The following is an 18,282-nucleotide window of genomic DNA, read 5'->3' on the forward strand; positions in this document are numbered from 1 at the left end:
GATGGCACATTGCAATTAAAGAAAGCCATCCACAAGCCGATTTGCTGACATCCTCCCCGTCTACACTGTGGGGCCAATCAGTCAGGGAGCACGCCATGAGCTTCGGCAAAACCACCCCGATCCTGCGGATCTTCGATGAGGCCAAGGCTGTCGAGTTCTACGTCGATTTTCTCGGTTTCAAGATCGACTGGCAGCATCGCTTCGAAGCGAATTTTCCGCTGTATCTGCAGGTGTCACGGGGCGAGTGTGTGCTGCATCTGTCCGAGCATCACGGCGATGCCTGCCCTGGTTCGGCGCTGCGTATCGAGACCGATGAGCTGGAGGCGTTTCAGCAGCAACTGATGGCCAAGGATTACAAGTTCTCGCACCCGCAGATTCAGGCGATGCCGTGGGGGAGTCAGGACATGACGATCGCCGATCCGTTTGGCAATCGGTTGGTGTTTACCAATGCGATCAGTCTTTGAATTTAGCGCCAGAGATCAAAAGCCCCTCACCCTAGCCCTCTCCCGGAGGGAGAGGGGACCGATTGGGGGATGCTCGGGAGTTACGCCGACCTGAATGTTCTGTGCTGAATCCATAATCGAATTGAATGCATGGCGTCGAATCCATAATCGACTCGGTCTTTCAGGTCGACGGACAGCGCAAGACAACCGGGTCGGCTCCCTCTCCCTTGGGAGAGGGCTGGGGTGAGGGGCAACCCCTGACACCCCACAAAAACCAGCCCACACCAAATTCCTCAAAAACCCTCAATCAGTCGGCACCAACCGATCCAGCACCCGATTCACTGCCATCTCCGCGACCATCACAATCTGCGCGATGCCCTGCAACGTCTTGCGCTGCGAGCCGTTCACCAGCCCCGCCTGATCGTTGAGCATCACCGTCGCCGACCCTAGTGTTTCGCAGGCGTCGGCCAACAGCGATTCGTTGTCGGCCTCGGGATTGGCCATGTACAGCGTGTTGGACTTGTAGGGCGGGGCCATGAATTCGGCGCTGGACGGGCCGAGGTAATGGTCGAGGGCGCGGTCGGCGGCTTCGTGGAATTTCTTTGAGTCGGCGGATTCGTAGGGAGATGCCGAGTCGGTGGGTGGCGGGTTTGGGGTTACTTTGAACATGAATGCTTGCCTCTTATGAAGCTGCATCCGTTTCGCCGCTAAGCAAAGGGAGGCAGCTGTGCGCAAGTTAGCGGACCGGTAAGCATTCAACCCGGTGCATCCGAAGATGCCATGCGCACAGCCACCATCGAGTGCAGGCGTGAGCCTGACTGGATTGGACTTGTACAACCGGAATGCTGTCCGAGCCGCTAAGCTCGATCACTGAGAAATCAGTGACCGAATCAAGTTAACGGCAGGCCCCAAGGCGCACAAGCCGGCGGATTCTGGCGCAGGCGTAGGCAGCGGCGCAAGGAATTGTGGGTGGTTTCGCTGAATGTCTGGCGGCTTTAAACGGTTGTGCCAAGACGTGTTTAATCGGTGTGGCGAATGACGCCTTCGCGAGCAGGCTGGCTCCCACAGGGGATCTGCGGTGAACTCGGAAATGCAGACAACCGAGAACTACTGTGGGAGCGAGCCTGCTCGCGAAGAGGCCATCAGCATCACCGCCGATTCCGCAACCGAAACTCCCCCGGCGGCATCCCGCGCCAGCTCTTGAACGTGCGATGAAACGAGCGCGGTTCGGTAAAACCCAGATACTGCGCAATGTCCTGAACCGGCAACGTGCTATTGAGCAAGTAGTGCTCCGCCAACTCCTGACGCAGCTCATCAAGAATCTGCTGATACGACGTCCCGACCTGCTGCAACTGCCGCTGCAACGTGCGCACCGAAACGCTGAGCTGTTCGGCCACTTGCTCCTTGCGCGGCAAGCCCTCCTTGAGCAAACCGCGCAGAATGTTTTTCACCTGCTGCGCCAGCGACGCATCTTCCAGCGTCGCCAGCAAACCCATCGCGTGTTCTTCCAGGGTTCGCAGCAATTGCGCATCGGCCTGGCGTAGCGGCAACTGCAAATAAGCCAGCGGCACCACCAGCGCCGAATACGCCTGATCGAATAGCACCGGGCAACCAAAAAACGTCTCGTACTCGGCCAGCGTCACCGCATCCGGCCGCGCATGCTCCAGCCATACGCAGGCTGGCGACAGCTGCGTGTCGGCGATCCAGCGCGCGTAGTGCAGCCAGGAACCGAGCACGTTTTCCACCAGATGCCGACGAATCCGTGGCCGCTGGTAACGGCAGGTCCAGATCAGATGCACGTGCTCGCCCTGCACCTCGGCGCGGCTGACGCCCATGTCGCCGACGAGTTTTTCGAACGGCATGATCCGGCTCATCGCATCGCCCAGCGTCGCGCAATTCATGGTGATGTAACCGAGCACGCTCCACGAATTGGGCAGGACGAAATTCGCCGCATGCAGCCCGAACAACCCATCGCCCGAGTGCTCGCAGAAATAATCCAGCAAGCGCTCGTGAACCTCACCCGGCAGGCGCAAGGTGTTGTCGCTCAACTGCTGCGCCTGCAACCCGGCCGCCGCCAACGCAGGCTCGATGGCCATGCCCAACTGTTCGGCATGACGCAGGTATTTGAGCAGCGGCGGAACGGAAGTGAAGCCGAGCGATGGCATGGTCGCGGTCCTTTGATCGACGGCGCGTGAGCGAATGAATGCCGCAAGGTAAGTGGATTGCACGGCGAAAGTAAATGCCCGGACGTTTGGCGCCATTCGCTACATGATCTGGCCGGATGCGACCGTGACAGATCTCCAGCGCTGACTAGTATGCAAGCTTGATCCAACGGCAGAAAAAGGACACACGCATGCGACGCTGGAACGGCTGGGGAGAGGCAGGCACGGTGGTCGAACTGCCGGCCCAGGGCGCGACATTTCTCCACGAACGCTTGGGCGCTGGCCGCGCATTGCCCGATGCGACATTGGCAGCGGCGTTGACGCAAGTGCCGACCTCGCGCCTGGTGCCGCACCGCTTGTACAGCATCGATACTCACGATCGCCTGCTGCACGCGCGCGGCCAGAGCCTGCCGGACTGGCTGGCGTTGCGCGAAGGCGCGCTGGGTACTTATCCCGATGCCGTGGCGTTTCCTGAAACGGCCGAACAGATCCGCCAATTGTTGGCCCTCGCCCATGATCAGGATCTGTGCCTGATTCCCTACGGCGGCGGGACATCGGTGGCCGGACACATCAATCCACCAAACTCCGCGCGCCCAGTGCTGACGGTGTCGCTGGCGCGGATGAATCGCCTGACCGACCTCGACGAACAAAGCCTGCTGGCGACATTCGGCCCCGGCGCCAGCGGGCCGCAAGTGGAAAGCCAGTTGCGTGCGCGCGGCTACACGCTGGGGCATTTTCCGCAGTCGTGGGAGCTGTCGACCCTGGGCGGTTGGGTGGCCAGTCGTTCCAGCGGCCAGCAGTCGTTGCGCTACGGGCGGATCGAGCAATTGTTTGCCGGCGGCACCCTGGAAACGTTCGCCGGGCCTCTGCAGATTCCGACGTTTCCGGCGTCGGCCGCCGGCCCGGATCTGCGTGAAGTGGTGCTCGGTTGCGAAGGCCGTTTCGGGATCATTTCCGAGGTCAAAGTGCGAGTCAGCGCGTTGCCGGCGGACGAACGTTTCTACGGTGTGTTCCTGCCCGACTGGCCGCAGGCGCTGCAAGCAATCCGGCAACTGGCGCAGGCGCGCGTACCGCTGTCGATGCTGCGCCTGTCCAACGCGGTGGAAACCGAAACACAACTGGCGCTGGCGGGCCATCCGCAACAGATCGCCTGGCTGGAAAAGTACCTCAAGCTGCGCGGCGCCGGCGACCGCAAATGTCTGTTGACCTTCGGCGTCACCGGCAATCGCCAGCAAAACGCACTGTCGCTGAAACACGCGCGCGCCCATCTGAAAGCCTTCGGCGGCGTGTTCACCGGCACCCTGCTGGGCAAGAAGTGGGCGCAGAACCGCTTCCGTTTTCCCTACCTGCGCGAGAACCTGTGGAACGCCGGCTACGTGGTCGACACCCTCGAAACGGCCACCGACTGGAGCAACGTCGACCACTTGCTCAGCCTGATCGAAAACAGCCTGCGTGACGCCTTGGCCGCCGAGGGCGAACGCGTGCATGTGTTCACTCATCTCTCGCACGTCTACGGCGAGGGTTCGAGCATTTACACCACCTACGTGTTTCGCCCGGCCGCCGACTATGCCGCTACGCTGGCGCGCTGGCGGATGCTCAAACACGCGGCCAGCCAGACCATCGTCGACAACCACGGCACCATCAGCCATCAGCATGGCGTCGGCAAGGATCACGCACCGTACCTATTGCGGGAAAAAGGCCCGCTGGCGATGCAGACGTTGCAGGCGTTGAGCGAACATTTCGACCCGGAGGGGCGCCTCAACCCGGGCACGCTGTTGCCAGAGTCGCGGCCATGACGGCGCAATGGAACGCGCAGTGGCGCGAGCAGATTCTGCCGACGCTGGCGGATGAAACCTGGGACCTGATCGTCATCGGCGGCGGCATCAGCGGCGCCGGAATCGTCCGCGAAGCCGCGCGCCGGGGCTGGCGCTGTCTGCTGCTGGAGCAGCGCGATTTCGCCTGGGGCACCTCCAGCCGATCATCGAAAATGGTCCACGGCGGTTTGCGTTACATCGCCAAAGGCCAGTGGCGCCTGACCCGCGATTCGGTGCGCGAGCGTCAGCGCCTCCTCGACGAGGCGCCGGGGCTGGTCGAGCCGATGAGTTTCATGATGCCGCACTATCGCGGCGGCTTTCCCGGGCCGCGCGTCATGGGCGGCCTGCTCTCGGTGTACGACGCGCTGGCGGGGCGGCGCAACCATGCTTTTCATGACGCCCAGCAACTGCGTTTTCTTGCGCCGGGGGTGAAGGAAAACGGCCTGCTCGGCGGCAGCTGTTTTGTCGATGCCCTGACCGATGATGCGCGGCTGGTGATGCGCGTACTGCGCGAGGCCCGGGCCGATGGTGCGGTGATTATCAGTGGTGTGCGCGTCACGCAACTGCTGCGTGAAGGCGGGCGGGTGTGCGGGGTTCAGATCGAAGATGGCGAGGGCGGGGCGACGCTGCAATTGCGCTCCGCTGTGTTGGCTGTGGCCACAGGCACGTGGGCTGAGCGCCTCCGTCCCGCTGACGCTGCGAAGCAGTTGCGACCGTTGCGCGGCAGTCATCTGTTGCTGCCGGGCTGGCGTTTGCCAGTGGCGCAGGCGTTCACTTTTCTGCATGCGCATGATCGGCGCCCGGTGTTTGTCTTTCCGTGGGAAGGCGCGACGGTGGTCGGCACCACGGACCTCGATCACCGCGAAGACCTAGACCACAGCGCGCGCATTTCCAGCGACGAACTCGACTATCTGCTCGCCGCGTGCCAGCAGCAATTTCCCGGCGCCGAAGTGGGCGTCGACGACGTGCTGTCGACCTGGTCAGGCGTGCGTCCGGTGGTGGGCAGCGCAACGGGTGCGCAGCAGGGCAAACCGTCCAACGAAACCCGCGAACATGTGTTGTGGCAGGAGCCGGGTTGCGTGACTTTGGCCGGCGGCAAACTGACCACATTTCGCCCGCAAGCGCTCGAAGTGCTCAAGGCGTGTGCGGTGATGCTCGGGCGCTCTTTTGTCGATGACGGCGCGCCGGTGTTCGCCGCTGTGCCGTCGCTGACGATTGCGGGACTGAGCGGCAATCAATGGCGACGCTTGGCCGGGCGTCACGGTCGAGACCTGCAGAGGCTGGCGCAATTGCTCGGCGAACTCGGTCTGGAAACGGTTGGCGCCACCGATACGTTGTGGGCAGAGCTGGCGTTCGCCTGCGAGGCGGAAATGATTCTGCATTTGGATGATTTGCTGCTGCGCCGCACCCGTTTGGGCCTGTTGCTGCCGCGCGGTGGCGAGGATTATTTGCCGGCGATCCGCACGCTCTGCCAGTCGCGATTGGCCTGGGACGATGAGCGTTGGCAGGCGGAAATTGAGCGTTATCGATTGTTGTGGCTGCTCGATCACGGCTTGCCGGAGATCACGCCATGAAATACCTGTTAGCGATCGACAACGGCACCCAGAGCGTGCGCGCATTGCTCTTCGATCTGCAGGGCAATCTGCTCGGCAAAGGCAAAGTCGACTTGCAGGCGTACTACTCGACGCAACCCGGTTGGGCCGAGCAGGACCCGGAATATTACTGGGCGAAACTCGGCGAGGCCTGCCAGCAACTCTGGCAGCAGACCGGCATCGACCGTGCGCAGATTGCCGGCGTGTCCCTGACCACCCAGCGCGGCACAGTGATCAACGTGGACGCCAAGGGCAAACCGCTACGCCCGGCAATTGTCTGGCTCGATCAACGTCAGGCTGAGGTCGAGGGCAGCATCAAAGGGCCGTGGGGCTGGCTGTTCAAACTGGTCGGCGTCCAAGCGACGGTGGATTATTTTCGCGCCCAGGCCGAGGCCAACTGGATCGCCCGGCATCAGCCCGAGGTGTGGGCGGCGACTGACAAGTTTTTGCTGCTCTCGGGTTTTCTGACTCATCGCCTGTGCGGACGCTTCGTCGATTCGGTCGGCTGTTGCGTCGGCTATCTGCCCTTCGACTTCAAACGACTGAAATGGGCGGCGCCGCGCGACTGGAAATGGCAGGCACTGGCGGTGCGCCCGGAGCAGTTGCCGACCCTGCACAAACCCGGCGAAACCCTCGGCTACATCACAGCCGAAGCCGCCCGCCACACCGGCATTCCCGAAGGCCTGCCGCTGATTGCTGCTGGCGCCGACAAGGCCTGCGAAGTGATCGGCTCCGGCGTGGTCGATGCGCGCACCGTGTGCCTGTCCTACGGCACCACCGCGACCATCACCAGCACCCGCTCGCGCTACCTGGAAATCGTCCCGCTGATCCCGCCGTACCCCTCGGCCGTGCCCGATCAGTACAACTGCGAAGTGATGATCTATCGCGGCTACTGGATGGTCAGCTGGTTCAAGAACGAATTCGGCCTGCGCGAGATGCAACTGGCAAAAGAACAGGGCATCGAACCGGAGCAACTGTTCGACGCACTGGTCGACGCGGTGCCGCCGGGCTCGATGGGCCTGATGCTGCAACCGTACTGGTCACCGGGCATCCGCGAACCGGGCGTGGAAGCCAAGGGCGCGATGATTGGCTTCGGCGACGTACACACCCGCGCGCATATCTACCGGGCCATTCTCGAAGGCCTGGCCTACGCGCTGCGCCAGGGCATGGAGAACATCGAGCGACGTTCAAAGGTCTCGATCCAGCGCCTGCGCGTCGCCGGCGGCGGCTCACAAAGCGACGCCGCCATGCAACTGACCGCCAACATCTTCGGCCTGCCGGCCGAGCGCCCGCATGTGTATGAAGCGTCCGGGTTGGGGGCGGCGATTTGCTGTGCGGTGGGGTTGGGATTGCATCGGGATTTTCCATCGGCCATTGCGGCGATGACTCGGGTTGGAGCGGTTTTCACACCGCAGCCTGAGGCGCAGAAGGTTTATGAACAGTTGTACAGAGAGGTGTATTTGCGTATGTACCGGCAGCTCAAACCGCTGTACCAAAGCATCCGCAAAATCACCGGGTATCCCGAATAGTCCCGACACCATAGACCCCTGTGGGAGCGATCCTGTTCGCGAAGGCGCAGTGTCAGTCAATGATGATCTAAATGACCCACCGCTTTCGCGAGCAGGCTCGCTCCCACAGGAGGTCGGCGGTCTGCTCAAAATCTGAGTGCACACAAATCCAAATGTGGGAGCGAGCCTGCTCGCGAAGACGGAGTGTCAGGCAACGTCGATTTGATTGACCCACCGCCATCGCGGGCAAGCCCGCTCCCACAAGGGATCTGGGGTGTGCTCAGAATCCTGTGACCCACACAAATCCAAATGTGGGAGCGAGCCTGCTCGCGAAGGCGCAGGGTCAGGCAACTTTGATTTGATTGACCCACCGCCATCGCGGGCAAGCCCGCTCCCACAGGGATTTTCGGTGAGCTCAAAATCCAGCGTGGCACACAAATCCAGTGTGGGAGCGAGCCTGCTCGCGAATGCGGAGTGTCAGGCAACATGGATTTGATTGACCCACCGCCATCGCGGGCAAGCCCGCTCCCACAGTTATCGAGGTGAACACATCAACAGTGCTCGACCACGAAAACCTGTGGGAGCGGGCTTGCCCGCGATTCGGTTTTAGCCTCAGCGCAAAACGAACGTCATACGCGGAAGTGGCTGACCATCTGCTGCAACTGACCACCCAACCGCGCCAGTTCAACACTCGACGCTGCCGTCTCATCACTCGCCGCTGCGGTCTGTTCGGACACGTCACGGACGTTGATGATGCTGCGGCTGATCTCTTCGGCCACGGCGCTTTGCTGTTCGGCAGCGGCGGCGATCTGCTGGTTCATCGACTGGATGTTCGACACTGTACGGGTGATGTTTTCCAGCGAGGCGCCGGCCTTGCGCGTCAGGGCGACGCTGCTGTCGGTCAGCGCGCGGCTGTTGTTCATCACCGCCGAAACCTGCTGGGTGCCGTTCTGCAGACCGGCCACCAGACCTTCGATTTCCTCAGTCGACTTCTGCGTACGCTGAGCCAAACCGCGCACCTCATCCGCAACCACGGCAAACCCACGCCCGGCTTCACCGGCACGCGCTGCTTCGATCGCGGCGTTGAGTGCGAGCAGGTTGGTCTGTTCGGCGACAGCCTTGATCACGTCCATGACGCTACCAATCTTGTCGCTTTCCTGTTGCAGCACGCTCATCGCTTCGGTCGAGCGCACCACTTCGCTGGCCAGACGCTCGATCTGCGCGATGGCCTCATTCACAACCTTGTCGCCTTCACGGGCTTCGCCATCCGCCGCAGCGGCAGCTTGCGACGCTTCCTCAGCATTGCGCGCAACTTCCTGCACCGTGGCAGTCATTTCGTGCATGGCAGTGGCGACCTGATCGGTCTCGACTTTCTGGCTGTTCACACCGGCGCTGGTCTGCTCGGTCACGGCCGACAACTCTTCAGCGGCGCTGGCGATCTGAGTGACGCCGTCGCGGATGCCACTGATCAAATCACGCAGGGTCACGCCCATGCGTGCGATGCCTTGCTGCAACACGCCGAGCTCATCGCGGCGGGTGACGGTGACGTTCTGGGTCAGGTCGCCGCTGGCGATGCGCTCAACCACGGCCAGGGTTTCCTGCAACGGCCGGGTGATCTGACGGGTGATGATCACCGCCGCAATCACGCCAACCAGCAGCGCCAGCAACGTACTGATCAACTGGAAGGTGCGCGCCTGGGCACTTTCGGCGTCACGGCGATCGAGCTGGATCTGGTACAGCTGCTCGCTCAGGGCGACGATGGTGGTGCCCTGATCGGTCATTTCCTTACGCGCCTGCACCGCCTCGGTGTTGGCGTTCTTGTACGCCATCAACGCGCTGCGATAGCTGGTCAGTGCGGTTTCCAATTGGCGCAGGGCATCCTGCTGAGTCGCGGCAAATTGCGCATTCAGCGGTTTGAGGCTGGCGATGGCCGCGTCGATCTGGCCGACGGCTTTCTGCTCGGTCTCGGCATTGCTGGTTGCGGTGTAACCACGCACTTCATAACGCGCGAGGATGAACGCTTCCTTCGCCGCAGTAACCGCCTGGAACTGCTCGAAGCGCTGATCGCTCAACTCCATCTGCTGCACACGCTGGCTGATCGATTCGATCAGGTTGTAGGCGGTCTGGGCGTTGGCGCTCATGGTGTCGCGCGCGCTGTTGCCGGTGCGATAGGCGTTGCGCATTTTGTTCAGCGAAGTCTGGTATTCAGCAATGGTCGCGGCCTGCTGCTTGAGCAGTTTGACGTTCTCCGGACTCTTGAATTTGCTGATCAACGCCTGCTGCTGAGCGGCGAAGCTTTCCAGGGTGGTCTGCACATTCTGCGCGGCGGTTTCGTCGCCGTTGGTCAGCATGTATTGCAGGCGCACCACGCGCAGTTTGGTCAGGCCAGCGTTGAGCTGGGTGATATCGCTCATCCAGTTGCTGCGGTCGATCAGGCCGCCGAGGCTGGTCCAGCCGGTCAGCGCCAGAACGCAGGTCAGGGCCAGCACCAGGCCGAAGCCCAGGCCGAGTTTCATGTTCACGCTGATGTTACCGAACCAGCTATTCATGCAAATCCTCCAGAAACGTTGGGTTTCTTGGTCGTCAATTAAGCTGGAAGATTGTTGTTCTTTTGAGCCAGCAGGGGTGTTAGCAGGTCTGTATCGGCCGCAAACCCGAGAGCTGAAAGGATTTTTGTCTGACAGGTTTCGCGCAACTCAACCCAGGCGCCGCGACCAACGCTGATCCGGCGCCTCGAACCCCGGATTCACCAGCGCCGTCAGCACATGATCCTGCCAACGCCCAGCGATATTCAGATACGCCTTCGCATAGCCCTCGCGCTCGAAACCCAAGCGCTCAAGCAAACGCGCACTGCGCTCATTGCCGGGAATGTAATTGGCCATGATCCGATGCAGATTCTGCACATCGAACATATAACCAATCCCCGCCTCCAGCCCCTCCTGCATCAAACCCCGTCCCTGATGCGCCTCATCGATGTGATAACCCAAATAACACGCCTGAAACGCCCCCCGAATAATCCCGCTGAAATTGCACGCACCAATCATCTGCTGACCGTCCGGCGACAGCAGCGCGAAATGCATGGCTAACCCGGCTTCGAAGGCGCTGGCCTGGATCTCGAGGCGACGGCGGATGTTGGCGGTGGAGAAATAGTCGGTGGTGCGGATGGGTGACCAGCGGGCGAGGTGACGCTGGTTGCGTAGGTAGAAAGCGCTTTCGAGCTCGGCCTGATCGGGGGAGAGGATGGCAAGGGTCAAGCGCGGGCAGGGCAGGGATAACAGCGGCATCGAGCGCTCCTTGGCGAGGGATCTGCTGGCAGAGTCGCGCAATATGGTGGGGAGCGGCAAGATATGGAGAAGCCGAGGCGAAAAAAAGCCCGCTAGGAGCGCGGGCGAACCGTAGTTTCTTGAATGAGCGGGGGGATTTTATCGGTTCGCGGGGTGGAGTGCGGTGAAGAAAAATTCATCGTGCTGGGTGGTGGGCTCGACGTGTTTGTTGACGGGAATATACCAATCACCAGATGCGACGAAGCCCGCATTGGGCGGGCTCTGTCGTTGAGGGGCGATGGGCCTCGAACCGTTGGTTCGGACTCGTAACTGAAGGCCGTCGCCGCCGGGCAATATGTATTCCGAAATTTATCAGTCAGGGGGCTTGGAATACGCCTTGGAATACATTTCAAAATCGATCTGCATGAAACGCTGTGGAGCCCAATAGCCCTGAAACCCCGTATTTACTGGATTTCAGGCACAAAAAAAAGACGCCCTAAGGCGTCTTCTTCATCGAGTTGGTGGAGCCGGGGGGATTTGAACCCCCGTCTAACTACCGAAAAACGTGGCGTTCAGCGCCAATGCTGTCATTTTACTGGCATTTCTGTTCGGCGCACTTTTTTCACGTAAGGCGTATTCCATCTCGCAACCAGCGTCCTGATCCGGCGAACGCGAGCGACGAATCGTCCTGTGTCGAGAAAATAATTTGGATAAGCCTTACGGAGCGCTGCAAGTGATTGCGCTGCCACCAGTACGACTTGTACGCCTGGTTTATCTTTCGCTCGTTTTTCCTGCGCCAAATACTCGGTGGTTGCTTCTTGCAATGCGTCCCGCGCATATCCGTTTACGCTGACATTCAACCCTGCGGGGTCTAGCTGCAGTAAGTAATAATGAGTGTTTTGTTTGTTGGTGTCCTGTAAATGCTCGACAACGGTGTTGTACATGCCCAGCTTTTTTATGACTCCAAGCTTTTCCTCGAGATCAAGCATTTTTGAAAACACTTCAAGGTTTGTAAGGCATCGATGCGCTTCATACGCTGGGGAATTTTCTAAAATGGCGAAGCTTGAAGACGCATAGCAAAAGAACTCAAGCCACTCTTCATTGCCAATGCTAGATTTCAGTGCTTGATTGAGGAAAACTCCCGCAGTTTCAACAGCAGTAGCCCAAGCATGCTGCAGTTCGTTGCGAATCTGTATTTCCAGTAGTAAGCCTTCATACAACTTTCCGCTTCCCTTGCGATTGTTGTACCGATATATAAGGTGTATTCCGCGATAGCCCGATGGTTTGGGTTCTTTGATATAGTCATTTTCCGATACGAGAATATGATCGAATCGACTTTGCACTACATATGAATCTCTGAGCTGATAAATTTGTTTTTGGGTGCTAACTACTGCTCTAAGGCCGCCGATATCCTGCATCCGCGATAGACTCATTTTTGGGAAACGTTCTAATTTGGAAACAATTGAAGGGATACGCTTCAGTCGTTGTGCAACGAGCCCATCTATACCGAGGGCGCTAAGTTTATTCCTTAATCCGGCTTGAAACGTATTCACCGGATAGCTATGGCTAGAACGCCAATTGTTTAATACTTGAAGTGCCTCTTCAAACTCTTCATCAGTAGCATCTTCTTTAAACAAAGTCGAACCGGCGCGTTTTACGCGCTCTTTGCTGTATTGAGGAATAACCCAAGCCATGATCGCCGCCGATGGTTTTTGTTGTTTATTCTTTGATAATGGCATTTTGATCTGCGCCTCGCAATCTGTCTTTATGCCCTTGCTCACCAGCCCATTGGAGTACTGCTTTCGACCCCATTGAGGCTTCATCGTTTGACATCCATCTACCGTAGACGCGCGCGATCATCGTCCAGTCGGTATGTCCCATTTGCTTGGCGACCCACATCGGATGTTCACCAGCCGACAGCATCATCGAGGCGTAGGTATGGCGGGTCTGGTATGGCCGTCGGTACCGAACGCCAGCTTTCTTCATTGCCGGCACCCACATTGTCTTGCGGATCGGGCCGTCACCCGCCCATCGTTCAAGCGTGCGCGGGTTCTGAAACACCTCGGCATCTGCGAGGAACGTATGCGCTTTCTGCGCCTTCAACGCTTCCATCGCAGGACGAAGCAATTTCACGCTGCGCCTGCCTGCCGCGGTCTTCGTCGTCTCGGCCTTTCCTTTTCCTGCCTGGGTCATTGCGCGACTCACCATGGCTTCTTCCCGCAGCCAATCGATATCGCCCCAGTCCAGCGCAACGAGCTCGCTGGTGCGCAGGCCAGTCCACAGGGCGAACTGCATCATGTTGCGCGCCTGGCCGGTGAGGGCGCCCAGCACCGCCTGCTGCTCCTCGGGACTGAACGGATCGACATCATCCTCCTTTGGCGGCGCTGCCTTGCGCGTATAAGTCCAACCCGCCAGTGGGTTCTGCTCGATCAGTTCCTCCTCAGTCGCATCGTTTAGCGCGGAGCGGAGACAGCTCTGGATATTGCTGAGCGTCTTGTTCCCCACCTCCAGAGTGTCCAGCCAGTCCCTCACTGCCTTCCGCTTCAGGTCCACCAGCATGGTGTCTCCCAGGGCAGGGATCAGGCGTAGGGTGACCAGCTTTCGATAACCATCGAACGTGCTGCTCGCGACGTGCTTCTTCTTCGCCTCGAGCCACCTGGTCAAAAAGCCGTTCATGGTTTCGCGCGAAGCCTCGGGCGCGAACTTCGCCGCCCGTGCCGAGCCTGGGAATGTCACCGAGTAATCGAAAGTGCCGATCGATATCGCGTGCTCGATCGCCGCTTTGTGCTGCTCGGCTTTCTTCAGATTAGTGGCGGTGGGCTTGAGCGTGATCCGCTCGCGGCACCGGACGCCCCGATACATGAACGTGATTTCGATGCTCGAATCGGAGACTGCCCGAACTCCCCGCCCGCCTCTACCCATGACTCATATCCTTCTATGTCGAGAAGCGTCCGGCCATCCGGCGCTTTGATCCATATCTCACCGAGCCGCCAGATCCCGTCACGGATCTTTGAGCGGATCGCGTCTTCTGTGTAGCCAGACTCGCTGGCAAATTTCCTGACGGTCACGTAGCGCATAGCTTCACCGCTCTTCGTGTCGCGACACGTTTTCGTTATCCGTGAGTGGTGTCGCGACCTTCGCATACAGCCCGCCGCGCTCAACGCAAAACGCTTCCTCTAGGCGCAGCACCACCTTTAGCCTGGGCTGGCACTTGCCGGCCTCGTACTTGCAAATCATGGACGAAGTTGTCCCGACGTTTTCAGCAAGATCGCGTTGGGTGGTGCCGGCCCGCGCTCTGAGTAGCGCCAGCTTTTCACCATCGAATATCGGCTTGGTAGTCATACGCGGACTCCTGCAATAGCTGCCAGCTCTGCCACCAGTGCATCGGTGCGTCCGTAGAATTTGCCGGCGTCCTCATTCACGAATCGCTCGATCACGCTGGCCACCGCCGCCGAGTTGGCAAGCCCGCTCAGATCCGCGTCTGCTGTTGGCGCATCTGTCGATGGGGCGTGCACGAAAGCGCCGGCCTTGATCTGCAGCGTGCGCACCGGCCGCACAGCCTTTTCTTTGCTTGTCCAGTTTGTGTCCGGTGTGCACCAGGGCAGCATGTGGAGACACCAGGCACTACCGGCAGATGACTTCTGCGTGCTGGACCAGTATTCGCGTAGCGCGAAAGCCTGAGCAGGTCCACCAGCGCCGTCTGCGGGCCAGTGCTTGCCCCACGGATCGAGCTGCAGCAGGTTGGCTCGCATCACCTGCAGCTCCTCGATCGCCGGGATGTGCCAGCCCCGGTGACCACGGATCGACATGGTCAGCACCTTCTGCGCGATCGCGCTTCCGGCCTCAGCCATTGCCAGGGTGTTGGCCAAACCGTCGTGGTATGACTTGCTGCCGCGAACGCTCAGTCGGGGGCCTGTCCGGTCCCACCATTGCGCGGGCATTTCGAACTCGCGACCGGCGTCGATGAGCGCGTGCTCATCGCCACCAAAGAACATGCGGCCGGCGAAGAAGCCGCCGGCGAATGGCTGGCCGATTGTGGGCAGTGCCGCTGGGGAAATTGCCAGGTGCTTGGTCATTTACTCTCTCCCGACTCACCTACCGCGCGCAGTTTGAGCGAGATCCCGCAGGCGCTGGCCAACTTGGCCAGCTCGCTGACTGTGGTGCTGGGCTCTTGAAGGGCCTGGCCGAAACGAACGAGGCGGGCGCCCAGGCTTGCAAACTCGTTACCCCCAGTGACGCTCTCACGGTCGCGTTCCAGGAAACTGTTCGAAGTGGTCATAACTTGAACCTCTCATCCTGTGGGAGCGGAGTGGCCACCGAAAGCCCTTTCTCAGTCACTGAACTGGCCTGAGACGCCCGGCCTGCCTCACGCTCGGCGGTGCCGCTCTGTGGGAGCGAAATATCTGGCAAGCAGCTGATGCCGGTGTTGTTCAGGATCCAGCAAGTAACCTGGCGCGCGCTGTCGTGCTGGACGCTGATGACTTGTTCGCTGGCGCTGGCTTGGCCGGAAATCAGCAGCAGGGCGGCGATTATCATTGCTCGCATGGGGTGCTCTCCATCAGATTGCCGGCTGAGTACCCGAATACTTCTGCCTCGGTGCCCAAGACTTTTTCACGGAAAGGCAAGTGTTCGAGCAGGGCTTTCGCTTCGCTCAGGCTCGGCAACTTGAACACGACCGTGAGGAAGGCCGGCTCGGCGTTGACCATCCGGACGCGATCGTCGATGTGCATCGGCTTTTGATCCTTCGGAATACCTGCCTGAATGCGCTGGTGAATTTCCTCACGGTGCACTGCGACCGACTCCGGCGCGGATATACCGAGGCGCGCCTGCTGGCCAGTGATGCCCAAAACAGTGACCCTGACGTCATTGCCAATACGGATCGTCTCGCCAGATCGGCGGGTAAGAATCAACATGGTTCTGCTCCTTGAGAGCGACAGGGCGGCTGAACCGCCCGGCCGATCATTTGGTCTTCGACTTTCTCGCCATCAGCACCACCAGCAGCAAAGCGACCAGCACCAGGTCGCCCACCATTGAAATGATGCGGCTGGCCGAGTCGACGAAGACAACCCCACCGGCGAGCCCGTAAGCCGCAAGTGATCGCACCCTGCCGAACACGGCCGGCATGGTTACAGGTGGTCTTTCAGGTTGAGCCCGAGGAGCTTCGCGCTGCGCTCCAGCGCCGTCAGTTCGGCCGGCTCGATCTCACCGTCAGCCTCGGCAACGGTCAGCATCACGTTGAGTACGGTCAACGCTTCGGAGGGGGAGTGCGCCAGGTCGCCCAGTTCCTTTTCAGCGTTCTGCCGAAGGATGCGAGCACCGGATTTGAAGTCGGTCTTGGCGCGGTCGATGGTGTTGGACAGCTCCGCGCCGAAGCCTTGAAGGGCCGGGTTGTTGCTGAGGATGGTTTCGATTTTGGACAGCTCACTGTCTTCGAGGTCGCCGTCAGCCGCTGCGACGTAGATGCTGCCGTAGACGACTGCTTCCATCAGGTCACGGTTCGCCAGCTTCGCTACTGCTGCGCGGGCTTGGCCAGATTTCTTGCCGAACAATTTGCCTAACATGGGTGAATCCTCTTTCGTGGGTTGGGTGAAGCTTTTTCAAGGCCGAGCGAATCCCGGCCGCGGTGTTGGCTTTCGCGAAAATCAGGTTGGGTTAAGCGGTGAGGGCAACCTCGATGCGGCGCACGGCCACGCGGGTTTCAATGCGGCGCTCGCCTGGGCGGCGGATGCGCCCAAACTGTTCGGTGTTAGCTTGCTGGGCAGTCATCACCAAGCACAGCAGGACCACGAGGGGCGCGATGATCTGGCGCTTGAATGCCTCCAGCACAAGGCCGCGCATCGTCTTGACACCAAGCTTGAAGCGGGCGCTTTCAAGACGTTTTTCAGCGGTGGCTGGACTGATACTCATTGCACGACCAATTTGCTTCACCGTCATATCGGCAGCAGCCCACAGGGTGGCTTCAAGCTCCCGAGGAGCCAGGCCCATCTTGAGGTTGCCCTGCCAGTTGCCGGCGGTCAGAGTGCTGGTGGTCATTTCGTGAAGCTCCATGCTGGATGCGATGGAGTAAAAATTACCAAAGGTAATTATTTATGTAAATACCTTTGGCAATATTAATTTTTACTGCGCAAAAAAAACCGCTCAACAGCGGCGGCTTTTTGCGACTAGGGTCTGGATACCCTCACACTCCCTCCGCGCCATACCACTCTTCCTATCAAGGGGAGATCGACGGCTGCTGAACTCGGGATCACCTCGTCGGGGAATAGCTGCTTGTCCTGGTTGTCGCATCTGAGCGTCCAGCTTCCAGAAATTTGCTGCGCTACCCGCCTGACGCTAGTCCTACCATCAGGCATGCGGACGAGATAGACCTCACCATCCTTTAGGGCCGGCTTGTACGTGTCAATCATGACCACGTCGCCGGACAAAATATGTGGGGCCATACTGTCGTCGCCGGCGTAAACGATGTTGAGACTGCTAAACGAAACTCCCATTTCTTGGAGCCAGCCGCGCCTGAACACCATGCCCTCGGTCAACCCGCGATGTTCGTCGTTCACGTTCGGAACGAAAGAGTTATCGTCTAAATACTGCGGTATCAGGACATATTGCTCGCGTGGGGGGGCATCAATGATGCGAGCGGCTTTAGCCCAGGTTGTTCGAAATGAGTCTGCGGTGACGCGCGACGACGCAACCATCTCGATGATCGCCGCTAGACGCGGACTGAAGTCAGAAACCGGCACATCCAAAATTTTGGCGAATGCAGCCGCGATCTCGGTGTTCAGCGGATTCACACCGTTCAGATAGTGTGAGACAGAGCTTTGGTTGATGCCGAGTTGCTCAGCCAGTTTTTCCTGAGTCAGCTTCAGCTGTTTCTTTTTGGCTGTGAAAATTGCCTTCAAGCGTAGGCATTCTTCTTTGCGGTCAGCAGGTAATGGTTTTTTCATCAGTCGATAATATTCCCATCGGTAATAGTTTAACAAATGCCAAAGGTATTGCTTTGTGAAAATGCCAAAGGTACTATTTTGGCAAAGTTCTGTTTGGAGATTTGCTGTGAAACATACCCAGCTGAAAGATTTCGCGAAGGTTCGCGGCCAGCCTGAGGCAGCGTCTCTTTTGGGAATTACCCAAGGTGCGCTGAGCAAGGCATTACGCGTGGGCCGCGACGTTTTTGTCATCGAACACGCTGACGGCAGGTTTACCGCTTTTGAAACCAAGAGCTTTCCATCGCGGCTCAGCTCAAATCCGTGTGTTGCCCCGACCATGAGCCAAAAGATACGCGCCTCATTGCCGCTTGAAGAGTCTGGTGAACCATCTGTTTATCTATCCAGTGCTGGGCAGTGAGTATGAAAGTTTTCGCATGCGCTCAGGTCAATGATTCCGCGCATGCGCGGTTTCCTAAGCTATTTGTATGCCGTTACCGCCAAATCGTGTGTGGTTTCAGCCAAATGGCTCTATGCCGAAATTTTCTTTCCTTATCGGGGGTAGTTGCCAAGCACTACCTAGGTA

General features: G+C 59.4%; 18 protein-coding genes and 2 pseudogenes. 5 read left to right on the top strand and 15 right to left on the bottom strand.

Translation table 11 applies throughout. From position 1 onward, the window contains the following. Window positions 1-95: 95 nt before the first annotated feature. Window positions 96-464, top strand: a complete 369-nt coding sequence (locus V8J63_RS12240) for a glyoxalase superfamily protein (protein ID WP_016771789.1) — start codon at window positions 96-98, stop codon at window positions 462-464. Between the two features lie 282 nt (window positions 465-746). Here the strand turns inward: V8J63_RS12240 and V8J63_RS12245 are convergent, their stop codons facing one another. Both V8J63_RS12245 and gliR read right to left on the bottom strand, forming a co-directional pair. Then, window positions 747-1,112 carry a DUF6124 family protein gene (locus tag V8J63_RS12245; protein WP_095180333.1) on the bottom strand — a complete coding sequence of 122 codons (366 nt, stop codon included), beginning with the start codon at window positions 1,110-1,112 and terminating at the stop codon, window positions 747-749. Between the two features lie 479 nt (window positions 1,113-1,591). Continuing rightward, window positions 1,592-2,608, bottom strand: a complete 1,017-nt coding sequence (gene gliR, locus V8J63_RS12250) for an AraC family transcriptional regulator GliR (RefSeq protein ID WP_336464112.1) — start codon at window positions 2,606-2,608, stop codon at window positions 1,592-1,594. 188 nt (window positions 2,609-2,796) lie between these two features. Between gliR and V8J63_RS12255 the strand changes: the two genes are divergently transcribed. The 3 genes from V8J63_RS12255 to V8J63_RS12265 are packed head-to-tail and all read left to right on the top strand — an operon-like array spanning window position 2,797 to window position 7,540. After that, on the top strand, window positions 2,797-4,401 hold the full coding sequence (locus tag V8J63_RS12255) for an FAD-binding oxidoreductase (RefSeq protein ID WP_130902748.1): 1,605 nt from the start codon (window positions 2,797-2,799) through the stop codon (window positions 4,399-4,401). Further along, window positions 4,398-5,993, top strand: coding sequence for a glycerol-3-phosphate dehydrogenase/oxidase (locus V8J63_RS12260; protein ID WP_125927159.1), 1,596 nt, complete (start codon window positions 4,398-4,400; stop codon window positions 5,991-5,993). The genes V8J63_RS12255 and V8J63_RS12260 overlap by 4 nt, the downstream gene beginning before the upstream one ends. Continuing rightward, window positions 5,990-7,540, top strand: coding sequence for an FGGY-family carbohydrate kinase (locus tag V8J63_RS12265; protein WP_336464113.1), 1,551 nt, complete (start codon window positions 5,990-5,992; stop codon window positions 7,538-7,540). Before V8J63_RS12260 ends, V8J63_RS12265 begins: the two co-directional genes overlap by 4 nt. A gap of 608 nt (window positions 7,541-8,148) precedes the next feature. Here V8J63_RS12265 and V8J63_RS27800 read toward each other — a convergent pair. The 13 genes and pseudogenes from V8J63_RS27800 to V8J63_RS12325 form a co-directional block, all read right to left on the bottom strand. After that, window positions 8,149-9,012 (bottom strand): methyl-accepting chemotaxis protein, encoded by an 864-nt coding sequence (locus V8J63_RS27800; RefSeq protein WP_370593494.1) that lies wholly within the window; start codon window positions 9,010-9,012, stop codon window positions 8,149-8,151. Continuing rightward, window positions 9,007-10,068: pseudogene (locus V8J63_RS27805) on the bottom strand (methyl-accepting chemotaxis protein); the annotation flags it as partial. The gene V8J63_RS27800 and the pseudogene V8J63_RS27805, both read right to left, overlap by 6 nt. Before the next feature lie 147 nt (window positions 10,069-10,215). Beyond that, complete coding sequence (locus V8J63_RS12275) at window positions 10,216-10,803, bottom strand: GNAT family N-acetyltransferase (RefSeq protein ID WP_122880524.1); 588 nt, start codon at window positions 10,801-10,803, stop codon at window positions 10,216-10,218. Window positions 10,804-11,369: 566 nt separating this feature from the next. Next, on the bottom strand, window positions 11,370-12,605 hold the full coding sequence (locus V8J63_RS12280; RefSeq protein WP_336464114.1) for a RelA/SpoT domain-containing protein: 1,236 nt from the start codon (window positions 12,603-12,605) through the stop codon (window positions 11,370-11,372). Further along, complete coding sequence (locus tag V8J63_RS12285; protein ID WP_336464115.1) at window positions 12,502-13,704, bottom strand: Arm DNA-binding domain-containing protein; 1,203 nt, start codon at window positions 13,702-13,704, stop codon at window positions 12,502-12,504. The genes V8J63_RS12280 and V8J63_RS12285 overlap by 104 nt, the downstream gene beginning before the upstream one ends. A 159-nt stretch (window positions 13,705-13,863) precedes the next feature. After that, window positions 13,864-14,124: a helix-turn-helix domain-containing protein gene (locus tag V8J63_RS12290; RefSeq protein WP_336464116.1), complete on the bottom strand. Its 261-nt coding sequence runs from the start codon at window positions 14,122-14,124 to the stop codon at window positions 13,864-13,866. Further along, on the bottom strand, window positions 14,121-14,858 hold the full coding sequence (locus V8J63_RS12295) for a hypothetical protein (protein ID WP_336464117.1): 738 nt from the start codon (window positions 14,856-14,858) through the stop codon (window positions 14,121-14,123). Before V8J63_RS12295 ends, V8J63_RS12290 begins: the two co-directional genes overlap by 4 nt. Beyond that, window positions 14,855-15,061, bottom strand: coding sequence for a hypothetical protein (locus V8J63_RS12300; protein ID WP_336464118.1), 207 nt, complete (start codon window positions 15,059-15,061; stop codon window positions 14,855-14,857). Before V8J63_RS12300 ends, V8J63_RS12295 begins: the two co-directional genes overlap by 4 nt. A 445-nt stretch (window positions 15,062-15,506) precedes the next feature. Beyond that, window positions 15,507-15,695, bottom strand: a pseudogene (csrA, locus tag V8J63_RS12305) (carbon storage regulator CsrA); the annotation flags it as partial. Between the two features lie 46 nt (window positions 15,696-15,741). Further along, window positions 15,742-15,906, bottom strand: coding sequence for a hypothetical protein (locus V8J63_RS12310; protein WP_336464119.1), 165 nt, complete (start codon window positions 15,904-15,906; stop codon window positions 15,742-15,744). Window positions 15,907-15,908: 2 nt separating this feature from the next. Next, entirely contained in the window at window positions 15,909-16,343 is a 435-nt protein-coding gene (locus tag V8J63_RS12315; protein ID WP_336464120.1) for a tellurite resistance TerB family protein, read from the bottom strand. 91 nt (window positions 16,344-16,434) lie between these two features. Further along, window positions 16,435-16,815 carry a LuxR C-terminal-related transcriptional regulator gene (locus V8J63_RS12320; RefSeq protein ID WP_126359954.1) on the bottom strand — a complete coding sequence of 127 codons (381 nt, stop codon included), beginning with the start codon at window positions 16,813-16,815 and terminating at the stop codon, window positions 16,435-16,437. Between the two features lie 128 nt (window positions 16,816-16,943). After that, the gene (locus V8J63_RS12325; protein ID WP_336464121.1) at window positions 16,944-17,720 is read right to left on the bottom strand and encodes a LexA family transcriptional regulator; all 777 of its coding nucleotides are present in this window, start codon (window positions 17,718-17,720) and stop codon (window positions 16,944-16,946) included. A 61-nt stretch (window positions 17,721-17,781) separates the two neighbouring features. Between V8J63_RS12325 and V8J63_RS12330 the strand changes: the two genes are divergently transcribed. Beyond that, a complete protein-coding gene (locus V8J63_RS12330; protein WP_336464176.1) occupies window positions 17,782-18,117 on the top strand; it encodes a Cro/CI family transcriptional regulator in 336 nt (111 codons plus the stop codon). The last annotated feature ends 165 nt before the right edge of the window (window positions 18,118-18,282 follow it).

This window comes from Pseudomonas sp. CCNWLW23 (assembly GCF_037095675.1).
Taxonomy (GTDB): Bacteria; Pseudomonadota; Gammaproteobacteria; order Pseudomonadales; family Pseudomonadaceae; genus Aquipseudomonas; species Aquipseudomonas atacamensis.